This is a genomic window from Streptomyces paromomycinus, assembly GCF_003865155.1.
Classification (GTDB): domain Bacteria; phylum Actinomycetota; class Actinomycetes; order Streptomycetales; family Streptomycetaceae; genus Streptomyces; species Streptomyces chrestomyceticus.
In genome coordinates this window covers 5,587,461-5,600,107 of sequence record NZ_BHZD01000001.1, presented here as the reverse complement: position 1 = coordinate 5,600,107, position 12,647 = coordinate 5,587,461, and the positions used below count along the sequence as shown (strand labels likewise).

At 73.3% G+C, this 12,647-nt stretch carries 10 protein-coding genes; 4 read left to right on the top strand and 6 right to left on the bottom strand.

The window, feature by feature from the left end; all coding sequences use genetic code 11:
• Positions 1-17 precede the first annotated feature (17 nt).
• The 4 genes from OEIGOIKO_RS23925 to OEIGOIKO_RS23910 form a co-directional block, all read right to left on the bottom strand.
• The gene (locus OEIGOIKO_RS23925) at positions 18-1,064 is read right to left on the bottom strand and encodes a TIGR03619 family F420-dependent LLM class oxidoreductase (RefSeq protein ID WP_125055736.1); all 1,047 of its coding nucleotides are present in this window, start codon (positions 1,062-1,064) and stop codon (positions 18-20) included.
• Between the two features lie 69 nt (positions 1,065-1,133).
• Positions 1,134-1,517, bottom strand: coding sequence for a thiol-disulfide oxidoreductase DCC family protein (locus OEIGOIKO_RS23920; RefSeq protein WP_125055735.1), 384 nt, complete (start codon positions 1,515-1,517; stop codon positions 1,134-1,136).
• A 131-nt stretch (positions 1,518-1,648) separates the two neighbouring features.
• Complete coding sequence (locus tag OEIGOIKO_RS23915) at positions 1,649-2,452, bottom strand: alpha/beta fold hydrolase (protein ID WP_125055734.1); 804 nt, start codon at positions 2,450-2,452, stop codon at positions 1,649-1,651.
• A gap of 110 nt (positions 2,453-2,562) precedes the next feature.
• A complete protein-coding gene (locus OEIGOIKO_RS23910; protein WP_125055733.1) occupies positions 2,563-3,795 on the bottom strand; it encodes an amidohydrolase family protein in 1,233 nt (410 codons plus the stop codon).
• Positions 3,796-4,149: 354 nt separating this feature from the next.
• Here OEIGOIKO_RS23910 and OEIGOIKO_RS23905 point away from each other — a divergent pair, with 354 nt between their 5' ends.
• The 3 genes from OEIGOIKO_RS23905 (at position 4,150) to OEIGOIKO_RS23895 (ending at position 8,271) form a co-directional block, all read left to right on the top strand.
• Positions 4,150-7,092, top strand: coding sequence for an AfsR/SARP family transcriptional regulator (locus OEIGOIKO_RS23905; protein WP_125055732.1), 2,943 nt, complete (start codon positions 4,150-4,152; stop codon positions 7,090-7,092).
• Between the two features lie 209 nt (positions 7,093-7,301).
• Positions 7,302-7,712, top strand: a complete 411-nt coding sequence (locus OEIGOIKO_RS23900; RefSeq protein WP_125055731.1) for a laminin G — start codon at positions 7,302-7,304, stop codon at positions 7,710-7,712.
• 337 nt (positions 7,713-8,049) lie between these two features.
• Positions 8,050-8,271 carry a hypothetical protein gene (locus OEIGOIKO_RS23895; RefSeq protein ID WP_030021918.1) on the top strand — a complete coding sequence of 74 codons (222 nt, stop codon included), beginning with the start codon at positions 8,050-8,052 and terminating at the stop codon, positions 8,269-8,271.
• Positions 8,272-8,344: 73 nt separating this feature from the next.
• On the opposite strand, the gene OEIGOIKO_RS23890 is transcribed toward OEIGOIKO_RS23895, so the two are convergent.
• Positions 8,345-8,776 carry a pyridoxamine 5'-phosphate oxidase family protein gene (locus OEIGOIKO_RS23890; RefSeq protein ID WP_125046403.1) on the bottom strand — a complete coding sequence of 144 codons (432 nt, stop codon included), beginning with the start codon at positions 8,774-8,776 and terminating at the stop codon, positions 8,345-8,347.
• Positions 8,777-8,924: 148 nt separating this feature from the next.
• Here OEIGOIKO_RS23890 and OEIGOIKO_RS23885 point away from each other — a divergent pair, with 148 nt between their 5' ends.
• Positions 8,925-10,526, top strand: coding sequence for a class I adenylate-forming enzyme family protein (locus tag OEIGOIKO_RS23885; RefSeq protein WP_125055730.1), 1,602 nt, complete (start codon positions 8,925-8,927; stop codon positions 10,524-10,526).
• A 413-nt stretch (positions 10,527-10,939) separates the two neighbouring features.
• Here OEIGOIKO_RS23885 and OEIGOIKO_RS23880 read toward each other — a convergent pair whose 3' ends face one another.
• Positions 10,940-12,613: a FadD3 family acyl-CoA ligase gene (locus OEIGOIKO_RS23880; protein ID WP_125055729.1), complete on the bottom strand. Its 1,674-nt coding sequence runs from the start codon at positions 12,611-12,613 to the stop codon at positions 10,940-10,942.
• Positions 12,614-12,647 lie beyond the last annotated feature (34 nt).

The following is a 12,647-nucleotide window of genomic DNA, read 5'->3' as shown; positions in this document are numbered from 1 at the left end:
CGGGATCGCCGTGCGTCTCAGCTGTCGAGGTGCGGGGCCACTTCGGTGGCGAACGCCGCCATCTGGTCGGTCAACTCGGTGCGGCTCCGGCTGCGGAACCGGACCTGGATCTGCCGCACCCCCATCGCCTTGTACTCGCGCAGCGACTCCGCCAGCCGCTCAGGCGGCCCGGTGAGGGTGCGCCGGCCGGTGTCCCACGCGGGCTCGCCGACGTACAGCGGCTCGGTGACGGCGCCGGCCTCGGCGGGTGTGGTGATCCCGGCTTCGGCCCGCAGCCGCCGCAGCTTCGCGAGCTGCGCCGGGAGCTGGTCCCTGCGGTCGCCCTGCGGCAGCCAGCCGTCACCGCGTACGGCCGCCCTGCGGAGGGCGGCGGGCGACGAGCCGCCCACCCAGACCGGCGGGCGCGGCGCCTGTACGGGGCGCGGGCGCTGCCCCAGTCCGGTGAAGGCGAATCGTTTCCCTTGATACGAGGGGAACTCTTCCGGGCCCAGCGCCGCCTTCAGGGCGTCGACGGCCTCGTCCAGCAGGGCGCCGCGCCGCGTGAAGTCCACGCCGAGGGCGTCGAACTCCTCCGGTACGTGCCCGGCGCCGACCCCGAGGATCAGCCGCCCGCCCGAGAGGTGGTCCAGGGTCGCGTACTGCTTGGCGCTGAGCAGGGGGTGCTTGAGGGCGGCCAGGGCGATGTGGCTGAGCAGCCGCACGCGGGTGGTGGCCGCCGCCAGGTAGGAGAGGGTGGCGACCGGGTCGTACCAGACCGTGCTCATGGCGGCGGCCAGCCGGCGCGGTATGCCGATGTGCTCGCAGCAGGCGATGTAGGCGAAGCCGTGGCGGTCGGCGGTGCGGGCGATCTCCACGAGGTCGGCGGGGCCCGCCCCGGCCTCCCACGGCTCCGTGTAGAGGGTGCTCTGCGACTGCACGGGGAGCTGGATGCCGTAGGCCAGCTTCCCTTCGGGCAGCACCCGCACCCCGTCGTCGCTGTGTGTGCCGCTTCCCGTAGCGCTGTCCACGTCCGCGTCCACCCCCGGGCGCTCGGCCGACGGCCCGTCGCCGGCGGCTGGGGTCATGGTGTGGGCTGACGGGCCGTCAGGCAAGGGTGCGGGCGGTGGCGGCGGCCGGGGCGGTGGCGCGGGCGGTCAGGGCCTGAGGCGCGCGGGGAGCGAGCAGGCCGCGGTGCCGCCGGGCATGCGGTGGCGGTTGTCGGCGACCAGGCGGTACACGGCGTGGGCGGCCTGGCGGAACGGCGGCAGGGTCAGCAGCGCGCCGGGGACGGACCAGGGCCCGCGCGCGCTCATCAGCAGCTTGGCGACCGCCTGCGCGCCGCCGTGCACGGTCCCCGCCGGGGTGATCCACAGCACCTCGTGCTCGGCCCGCTCCTGGGTGACGCCGAGTGCCTCCGGATCGGTGAACTGCCAGGCCGATACGGTGCAGCGGGGGCGGATCCGGCGTTCGACGAAGCGCACGCAGGTGGTGCAGAAGCCGCAGTCCCCGTCGTAGACGAGTACGGGTCGGTTGCTCATGTCCCCATCATGCCGGGGCGCACGGAACGGGCCGGCGGGGCCCCGGCGGGCGTGCCTCAGGCGGACGGGCCTCAGGCGGACGCGTCTCCGGCGGACGTGCCCCGGCCGGACGTGCCCCGGCCGGACGTGCCTCAGGCGGGCGCCCCGAGCCGTTCCCCCTCGTCCGCCGCCGCCCGCAGCAGCAGGTCGGCCAGTTCGCCGGGGCAGGACAGCATGGGCCAGTGCCCGGTGTCGAGGTCGAAGAAGCCGTACCGGGGGTCGGTGAACGCCCCGAAGCGCGGGTCGCCGGAGTCCACCAGGGCGCGGAGGGCCGCGGTGCTGGTGACGTTCTTGGTGCAGAAGATGCCCGTGGCGGGCAGGGCGGCCGTGGCGCCGGTCAGCCGGACCGGCTGGGTGAGGGTGGCCAGCGGCTGGGGCGCGGCGAAGCGGGCCAGCCGCTCCAGCCCTTCCCGGGAGATGCCGTCCAGGCTGCCCCAGATGTCGGTCTCCTCGAACGCCGGCGGGGGCAGCCGCCAGCCGTCGCCGTGTTCCTGGGCGCGGCGCCGCAGCCGGTCCGGTACGGCCGGGTCGGGCAGCGCGTCCAGGACGGAGACGCCGTCGGCGGGCAGGCCCGCGTCCACGTACACGAGGCGGGTCAGGCGGCCCGGCTCGCGGTCGGCGGCGCCGAGCGCGGGGTAGGCGCCGTAGCAGTGGGCGACGAGGACCGTCTCCCCCGCCTCGCCTGGCTCACCGGCGCCGATGTGGTCGAGGGCCTGCGCCACGTCCTCGATGTGGGTGTTCAGGTCGGTGCCGGGGCCTGACAGGTGGCGGCGGTCCCCCATCCCGGTCAAGGTCACCGGATGCGCCCGGTGTCCCGCCGCGCGCAGGTGGTCCGCCACCTCCTGCCAGATCCATCCTCCGGTGTACCCGCCCGACACCAGCACGAACGTCGTCATGTGTGTCACCTCCCAGGCCTCCCATCGTGACCGCTCGGCCGTCGTGCGGGGAGGTCTCGGGTCGTTCCGGGTGCACGAAAGGCGTCACGCCGCGCGGGCGCGCGCCGGCGCTACACCCCCGCACCCGCCCCGGCCCACAACCCCTCCGGCGTCAGCCCCAGCAGCTCGATGGCGTTGCCGCGGACGATCCGTTCGACCGTCTCCGGCGCCAGGTGCCCCATCTGGGCCTCGCCGACCTCCCTGGAGCGCGGCCAGGTGGAGTCCGAGTGCGGGTAGTCGGTCTCGTAGAGGACGTTGCCGACGCCGATCGCGTCCAGGTTGCGCAGGCCGAAGGCGTCGTCGAAGAAGCAGCCGTACACGTGCCCGGCGAAGAGTTCGGAGGGCGGCCGCAGGACCTTGTCGGCGACGCCGCCCCAGCCGCGGTTCTCCTCCCAGACCACGTCGGCGCGTTCCAGGATGTACGGGATCCACCCGATCTGTCCCTCCGCGTACATGATCTTCAGGCCGGGGAAGCGGTCGAACGCTCCGCTCATCAGCCAGTCGACCATCGAGAAGCAGCAGTTGGCGAAGGTGATCGTGGAGCCGACGGCGGGCGGCGCGTCGGCGGAGGTGGACGGCATCCTGCTGGAGGAGCCGATGTGCATGGCGATGACGGTCCCGGTCTCCTCGCAGGCGCGCAGGAAGGGGTCCCAGTCGCCGGTGTGAATACTGGGCAGGCCCAGATGTGGCGGGATTTCGCTGAAGCAGACCGCCCGTACGCCCCGCTCCGCGTTCCGGCGCACCTCCTGCGCGGCCAGCTGCGCGTCCCACAACGGGACGAGTGCGAGCGGTACGAGGCGTCCGCGCGCGGCCGGGCCGCACCACTCCTCCACCATCCAGTCGTTGTACGCGCGCACGCCCAGCAGCCCCAGTTCGCGGTCCTTGGCCTCGGTGAAGGTCTGGCCGCAAAAACGCGGGAACGTGGGGAAACACAGCGCCGACTGCACGTGATTGACGTCCATGTCGGCCAGCCGCTCCGGGACGCTGAAGGAGCCGGGCCGCATCTGCTCGTAGGTGATGCCTTCGAGCCTGATCTCGTCGCGGGAGCAGCCGACGGCGGTGTCCAGGCGGGTCAGCGGGCGGTGCAGGTCCTCGTAGACCCACCAGTCGGCGAGCGGTCCCTCGTCCCCCGGCCGGCCCATCTTCGGCGCGAATCTGCCGCCCACGAAGGTCATTTCCTTCAGGGGTGCCCGGACGATTCGGGGGCCGATGTCGTGATATTTCGAGGGGAGGCGGTCCCGCCAGACGTGCGGCGGCTCCACCGTGTGGTCGTCCACCGAGATTATCTTCGGAAAACTCTCCATGTTTTTTACCGTAGCGCCGAACTGACGGGCCGTCAGCAACGCAGTGACGGGAGGGAATGCGTGCAGATAGCACCGTTTTGGGGGCCGGCCGGGCCCCGGGCGGCCCCGCAGGCGGCTGAGCAGCGACGCTCGGGCCCGCGCCCGCACGCGGACCGCGCACGGGCAGCTGCACGCGCATCCGCACGGGCGTCGGCACCGGTGACCGTCCCGGCCCGCCGCCCGCCACGCAGCCGAACACCAGCCCGAACGCCGGGCGTGGAGAGAACGTGCTGAGACCGGACCCCTACTGACGTAAGGGGCTACGACAAGGCAGACTGGCCGATGCGAACGAAGTGCACAGGGCAGGGGGACACCATGGACGACGGTCCGGGGCAGGGCCAGGAGCGGCTCCGCTTCACCGTGCTCGGTCCCGTACGGGCCTGGCGCGGCGCGACGCCACTGGCGGCCGGCTCCCCGCAGCAGCGTGCGCTGCTGGCCGCCCTTCTCCTGCGGGGCGGACGCACCGCCACCGCGTCCGAACTCGTCGACGCCCTCTGGGGCGAGGAACCGCCGCACGCCGCCCTCGCGGCGCTGCGCACGTACGCCTCACGCATCCGCAAAGCCCTCGGGGCGGACGCGGACACGCTGGTCAGCGAGTCCGGCGGCTATGCGCTGCGGCCGGTCGGCAACCAGCCGCTCGACCTCGACATGGACCACGCCGAGCAGTACGCGGCCGACGCCGAGAAGGCCCGCGCCACCGGCGACCGCTGCCGCGCCCGGGACCTCCTGGACTCCGCGCTGGCCCTGTGGGACGGCGAGCCGCTGGCCAACCTCGCCGGGCCCTACGCGGAGAACCAGCGCACCCGCCTGGAGGAGTGGCGCCTGTCCCTCATGGAGACGCGCCTGGAACTCGACCTGGAGCTGGGCTGCCACGGCGACGCCGTCTCGGAGCTGACCGCGCTGACCGCGGCGCACCCCTTGCGCGAGCGGCTGCGAGAACTCCTCATGCTGGCGCTGTACCGCAGCGGCCGGCAGGCCGAGGCACTCGCCGTATACGCCGACACCCGGCGTCTGCTCGCCGATGAGCTGGGGGTGGACCCCTGCGCGTCGCTCTCCGAACTCCAGCAGCGCATCCTTCGCGCGGACACCGAGCTGGACGCACCCGCCGTGCCGCACGACGGCCAGGTGCCCGGCGAGCCGACCTTCGTACGGCCGCAGCAACTTCCGGCCACCGTCGCCGACTTCACCGGCCGGGCCGCCTTCGTCACGGAACTGAGCGAGCAGCTCGCCACCGCCGAGGGCCGGGTGATGGCCGTCTCGGCGCTCACCGGCATCGGCGGCGTCGGCAAGACCACCCTGGCCGTGCACGTCGCGCACGCCGCCCATGTGCACTTCCCGGACGGCCAGCTGTACGTGGACCTCCAGGGCGTCGGGCACTCCCCGTCCCACCCGGAAGCGGTGCTCGGGGCGTTCCTGCGCGCGCTGGGGACACCGGGCGCGGCCATCCCCGACGGCATCGAGGAACGGGCCGCCCTCTACCGCTCGGCCCTCGCCGGCCGCCGGCTGCTGGTCCTGCTCGACAACGCCCGCGACGCCGCCCAGGTCCGCCCGCTGCTGCCCGGTACGGACGGCTGCGCGGCCCTGATCACCAGCCGCGTCCGGATGATCGACCTGGCCGGCGCGCACCTGGTCGACCTGGACGTGATGAGCCCCGAGGAAGCGTTCACCCTCTTCGCGCTCATCGTGGGCGAGGAGCGCGTGAACGCCGAGCGCGAGGCGTCCATGGACGTGGTCGGCGCCTGCGGTTTCCTGCCGCTGGCCATCCGTATCGCCGCGTCCCGGCTGGCCGCCCGCCGCACCTGGACCGTCTCGATCCTCGCCCGCAAGCTGGCCGACGAGCGCCGCAGGCTGGACGAGCTGCGCGCCGGCGACCTCGCCGTGAACTCCACCTTCGAGCTGGGCTACAAGCAACTGGAGCCCCGCCAGGCGCGGGCCTTCCGCCTCCTGGGCCTCGCCGACGGCCCCGACATCTCGCTCGCCGCCGCGGCCGCCCTCCTCGACATGCCCACCGACGACGCCGAGGACCTCCTCGAATCGCTCGTCGACACCTCCCTCCTGGAGTCCGCCGCCCCCGGCCGCTACCGCTTCCACGACCTGGTGCACCTCTACGCCCGCTCCTGCGCGGAGCGCGACGAGCAGCCGGCCGAGGAGCGCGACGCCGCCCTGGCCCGGCTGCTGGACTTCTACCTGGCCACCGCCGCCCACATGTACGCGCTGGAGCGCCCCGGCGACCGTCTGGCCGACCACACGGAGACCCCGCACCACCCCGGCCTGGTCTTCACCGACCGTAACGAGGCGCTGAGCTGGCTCTTCAACGAGACCCGCTGCCTGATCGCCTGCGCGCTGCAGAACACCGGCGAGAAGGTGCTGCGGCGCGCCGTCGACCTGCTCCTCCTCACCCGGGACATGGCCGAGTCCGGCGCCAACAACCGCCAGTACGAGCAGGCCAGCCTCACCTTGCAGGCCGCGGCGCGCCGGGCGGGCGACCAGCACGCGGAAGCGCGGGCGCACTGGGCGCTGGCCCCCATCTACACCCACTCCGGACGGCTCAACGAGGCGGACGAACACGCGAAACTCGCCACCCTGCTTGGACTCGCCGCCGAGGACTCCTTCTCCGCCTCCAACGGCCCCAACGACCGCGGCATCATCGCCAGCATCCAGCACCGCTTCGAGGCGGCCGAGGGCTACCTGAACCAGGCCCTGCTCGCCTTCCGCGAGAACAACAACAAGCAGTCCGAGGCCAGCGCGCTGTGCAACCTGTCGCGGCTGCACCTGGACACCGGGCGCACCGAGAGCGCCATCCAGCTCGCCGAGCAGGGTGTCGCCGCCCTCCGCGAGGTCGGCGCCACCCGCCGCCTCGGCAACGGGATGTACGCGCTGGGCATGGCGCTGACGCTGGCCGGCAGACTCGACGAGGCCGCCCAGCAGCTGACCGAGGCACTCGTCATCTTCCGCGACAGCCGGCAGCGGTTCTGGGAGGGCATGACCTACCTCCGGCTCGCCGAGGTCGACCTGGCGGCCCACCGCCCGGCCAACGCGGCCAACTACGCCGAGCAGGCGCTGTCCGCCCTGCGGGGGCTCGGCGGCGGCCGCTGGCGGGCGGACGCGCTGACGACGCTGGGGCACGCCCTGAACCAGATCGGGCACACCGGCCGCGCGAAGGTCTGCTGGCAGGAAGTCGTGACCATTCACGAGCAGATGGGCCTGCCCGTGGACGGGGAGATACACCATCTCGCAGCCCCCGTCGCGCTGGTGTAAAAGCCGCCCGGACCGCGGGCTTCAGGCGTTTATCGATCGTTCATCGCGAGGGGCCACTCTCTAATTACCGATCCGCCGCCTCGGGGGGCAAGCGGCTCGGTGACCAGGCCCCACCGCAAGGTGTAAGGCCATGGTCCACCCGTCCGGCGACCCACGGGGGAGTTGCCGGCCGGGTGGGCCACAGCGCCCACACAACGGAGTTGATCACCGTGAGCTCTCAGAATCAGGCTCGAAAGGACGACGACAGGAACATCGTCAAACCGCTGGACAGTCACCGGCCCATTCAGCCGCAGGACAGTCACCGGCCCATTCAGCCGCAGGACAGCCACCGGCCCATTCAGCCGCAGACCGTCGACAGCCACCGGCCCATCAAGCCGGAGGACAGCCACCGGCCCATCGTGCCCATGGACAGCCACCGGCCGATCCAGCCGGAGACCGTCGACAGCCACCGGCCCATCAAGCCGGAGGACAGTCACCGGCCCATCCAGCCCATGGACAGCCACCGGCCGATCAAGCCGGAGGACAGTCACCGGCCGATCATCGACGGTCCGCCGGCCGCGGAGGACGGCAGTGTCGTCGTGATGGACGAGGGCACCGTGCCCGTGGCCGAGCCGAAGTAGCGCGACGCCGTACGGGCGGGTGACGGGGGAAATGACACCCCGCCCGTACGGCGGGCAATTCCACACCAGACCCACTGCGGTTTCGGCAGTCCGGGGGATCGGGGGATCCGGGGGGACGGCCGAATCCGGGGATCGGGGGATCCGGGGGGGATCCGGGGGATCGCGGGGGCCGGTTTCGATGGCACTCAGGGGGGAGCCATCGAAGCCGGTCCCCGCGGCATACCCGCACATTCGCTTTCGCCCCCGCCGTACGGCCGTTTCCGGCCGGGGGGATCGAACACACGCCTCACCAGAAGCTAGCGTCACTCATATGGGATTCCCCCACGGAGGAGCTGTCATGAGTTGTATCAAGCGCACCCTTGTCACTCTTGCTTTCGCCACTGCCGTTACGGGCGCGGCGGCGGTTCCCGCCCTGGCCGACAACCACCGGCCGACGCCGGTCACCTCATCCGTCACGGGCGACAACCACCGGCCGATATCCGCCGACCGTTCCGTCGCACCCGACAACCACCGACCGGACGCGGACATCATGGCCCCGCTGGACAACCACCGCCCGTAACCCGCCGGCCCGTCACGGGCCGCAGTACGTACGACCGACGGGGGCCGGACCGGGTGAGGCCGGCCCCTACGGTCTAGACCAGCGCTCCCATGTCCGCCGACAGCCACCGCCGCGGCCGCAGCCGGACGGTCACCGACGGGCCGAACGTGGGCAGGACCTTCTCGAAGTACGCCGCCGCGGCCTCCGGAGCGAGGTAGCGCTCGGCGATCGCGTGCAGCTCCTCGTCCGTCGACGGCTCGGCCGAGACGACCTCGCCCTCGACCGACACATAGCGGACCGTCGGCTCGACCCGGTCCACCATCAGGGAGAACCGGCCCGCCGCCGCGATCAGCCGGTACTTGCGCGAGTCCCGCTCGGTGGTGATCCACAGATCGCCGCCCGGCTCGTAGCCGTACCAGATGGGCACGGTCAGCGGGGCGCGGTCCGCCGCGCCCGACGCCACCGACAGGGCTCCGATGTGCGGCTCGGCCAGGAAGGCCTCGCGCTCTTCCGTACTCAACGGCATGGCCGTCTCCTCACGTACGCGGGTGGACCAGGTCACCAGGCCCCAACGCCGTCGTCCGTGCGGATGTTCCGCCCCTCCCCCGAACTGACGCCTCGTCATATCTGCTGACTTCTGCTACCGTCGCGCCCCCGCTCCCCTAGGAGGCGACGTGTTCGAGCCCGATCGTGTGCGGTCGCTGTGGGAACTGACGGAGTACCGGGCGGAGCTGTCCCCGCGGCAGCCGATGTTCTTCGACGAGACCACCGGCGGCTCCGGGCAGGCCGTCACCTTCGGGGAGGTACGGGACCGGGCGCTGCGGCTGGCGGCCGGTTTCCACGGGCTGGGGATCGGCGCCGGCACACGCGTCCTGTGGCAGCTTCCCACCTGGCCCCTGACCGTCGCGGTGTCCCTCGCGCTGGCCCGGCTCGGCGCCGTACAGATACCCGTCCTGCACCTGCACCGGGAACGGGAAGTCGGCTTCGCGCTGCGGCAGTCGGCCGCCGCGTACGCGATCGTGCCGGGCGAGTGGCGCGGCCACGACTACGCGGGCACGGCGCGGAAGGCGGCGCCCGCCGGTGTGCGGGTGCTCTCCGTCGCCGACGGGCTGCCGGAGGCCGCGCCCGGCTCCGGGGGCGCGCTGCCGGATTTTGTACGGCCGGGCAGCACCCCGACGTGGATCTACTACACCTCCGGCACGACCGCCGAGCCCAAGGGCGTCGAGCACACCGACGGCTCGCTCCTCGCGGGCGGCATCGGGCTGGCCACCGCGCTGGGCACGACCGACGCGGACACCGGCTCGATCGCTTTCCCGTACGCGCACATCGCCGGGCCCGACTACCTGGTCACGATGCTGCTCAGCGGCTTCCCGGCCGTCGTGCTGGACACATTCGAACCGGCGGCGGCGGTCGAGGCGTACCGGCGGCACTCAGTCACCATGGCAGGCGGCAGCACGGCCTTCTACCAGGCGTTCCTCGATGAGGCCCGCCGTCGCCGGGCGCATGCCGGGCCGGGTCCCGCGGTCGCGCTCGTCCCCACACTGCGGCTGCTGTCCGGGGGCGGGGCGCCGCTGCCGCCGGAGCTGTACCACGCGGCGGGCCGGGAACTGGAGTGCGCGGTGGTGCACGGGTACGGGATGACGGAGTGCCCCATGATCGCGATGGGCACGCCGTACGACAGCGACGAGCAGCTGGCGCACACCGTGGGAAAGCCGGTGACCGGGGCCCGGGTCCGGATCGCCCGGCCGGACGGCGGCGAGGCGCGGCCCGGCGAGCCGGGCGAGATCACGGTACGCGGGCCGATGGTCTGCCGCGGCTACACCGATCCGGCGCTGACGGCCGGGGCGTTCGACGCGGACGGCTGGTTCCGCACCGGTGACCTGGGCCTGCTGCGTACGGACGGGCACCTCGTGATCACCGGGCGGCTCAAGGACATCGTCATCAGGAAGGGCGAGAACATCTCCGCCCAGGAGGTCGAGGAGCTGATCCGTACGCACCCGGCGGTGGGTGAGGTGGCGGTGATCGGCCTGCCGGACCGGGAGCGGGGGGAGCGGGTGTGTGCGGTGGTGACTCTTGCCGGGCCCGAGGTGGGGGCGGGGGCGGGTCCGGGGCCGGAGGGCCTGACGCTCGGCGCGCTCACCGCTCATCTGCGGCGGGCGGGGCTGATGCCGCAGAAGCTGCCGGAGCAGCTGGAGATCCTGGACGCGCTGCCGCGGGGCGGCCCCTTGAACAAGGTGCTCAAGGGGGCCCTGCGGGAGCGCTTCGGGCAGCGGTGAGGGCCGGGGGCGGTCAGGCGAGGGGGCCGGGCTGCGGCGTGGGCTCGGGGGCCGCGTCCGGGTCGGACGGCTGCGGGATCGGGTCCGGGCCCATGGGGTCGCTCGGTCCGGGCGGGGGCGGGCTCGGGTCGCGTCCCGGCTGAGGGTCGCGTCCCGGTTGGGGTTCGTGTCCCGGGTGGGGTTCGTGTCCCGGGTGGGGTTCGTGTCCCGGGTGGGGGCCGGGCGGGTCGGTCACGGGGCCGCCGGGTTCGGGGCCGTCGGGATAAGGAGTGCTCATACTGCACGCCTTCCACGCGAGCGCCGCTTCACAACACCGGATCGGGACAACGGCCGAACGCCCCCACCGCGCCGGGGCCCGTGACGGATGCGCGCAGCCCCCGGTCGGAGGCCGGGGGCTGCGCCGGGGGGAGTAATCAACTGCCTATCTCTAAGGTTGCGGGAGTGAGCGTAACCGCCCCGCGCAGCTCCCCCTTGACCACCTTTCCGCTCGCGTTCCGCGGCAGCGCCGCCACGAACGCGACCTCCCGGGGCACCTTGTAGTTGGCCATCTCCCGGCGCGCCCAGGCGATCAGTTCCGCCGCGGTGAGCGTGGAGCGCGGGCGGCGGACCGTGTACGCCTTGCCGACCTCGCCGAGCCGGGGGTCGGGGATGCCGACGACGGCGACCTCGGCGACGTCCGGGTGGCGGGCGAGCAGCCGTTCGATTTCGGCGGGGTAGGCGTTGAAGCCGCCGACGATGAACATGTCCTTGAGGCGATCGGTGATGCGCAGGTTGCCGTCGGCGTCCAGGACTCCGACGTCGCCGGTGCGCAGCCACCCGTCCGGGGTCAGCGCGTCGGCGGTGGCCGGCGGGTCCTCGTAGTAGCCGGACATCACGTGGTAGCCGCGGACCTGCACCTCGCCCGGTGTCCCGGGCGCCGCCGCCGTCCGGCCGTCGGCGGCGGCGATCCGTAGCTCCGTGCCGGGTACGGCGCGCCCGGACGTGGCGGCGACGGTGGCGGGCGGGTCGTCGCGGCGGCACATCGTGGCGATGCCGGAGCTCTCGGAGAGGCCGTAGGCGGTCAGTACGGTGCCGACGCCCAGCTCGCCGCGGAGCCGTTCGACCAGTTCCAGCGGTACGACGGCGGCGCCGGTGACGACCAGGCGCAGCGAGCCGAGGTCGTACCGGGCCCGGTCGGGGTGGTCCAGGAGCTGCTGGTGGAGGCTGGGCGGGCCGGGCAGGACCGTGACGCGTTCGGCGGCGATGTGGGCCAGTGCGGTGGGGACGCCGAAGACCGGCTGGGGGATCATCGTCGCGCCGCGCAGCAGGCAGGCGATGATGCCGGCCTTGTAGCCGAAGGTGTGGAAGAACGGGTTGACGATCAGGTAGCGGTCGCCGGGCGCGAGGCCGGCGAGTTCGCTCCAGACGCCGTACGCGCGCAGGGTCTGGGCGTGGGTGATGACGGCGCCCTTGGGGAGGCCGGTGGTGCCGGAGGTGAAGATGATGTCGGAGGGGTCCTGGGGGCGGACGGCGTCGGCCCGTGCGCGCACCGCGCCGGCCGGTACCGCCTCGCCCGCCGCCAGGAAGTCCTGCCAGGTGTGGAAGGAGTCCGGGGCGTCTCCCGAGAGGACGACGGCCCGCTCCAGGTCCGGCAGGCCGGGGAGCGGGCCGCGGCCGGCGCCTTCCCGGGCCGCGCGGCGCAGCGAGGCCACGTAGGACGTGCCGAGGAACGTGCCGGTGACGAAGAGCAGGCGGGCGCGGGTGCGGCGCAGGACGTGGGCCGTCTCGGCGCCCTTGAAGCGGGTGTTGACCGGCACCAGGACGGCGCCCGCCGTCACCGCGCCGAGCGCCGCGGTGATCCATTCGGTGGTGTTGGGAGCCCACACGGCCACCCGGTCGCCGGGCTCGACACCGGCGGCGATGCAGGCGGCCGCGGCCCGTTCGACCCGCTCCCCCAGTTGCGCCCAGCTCAGGCGGTGGCGGCCCTCGGCGACCGCCTCGGCCGGGCCGTACCGCTCGGCGGCGGCCCGCACCAGCCGGGGGACCGTGCCGTGCTCCAGGTCGGCGCGGGGGTCGGTGGTGCCGGGCTCGTCCAGGTCACCGCGCATCGCACAACCTCCCGTGAGAGAACCGGTCGGACAC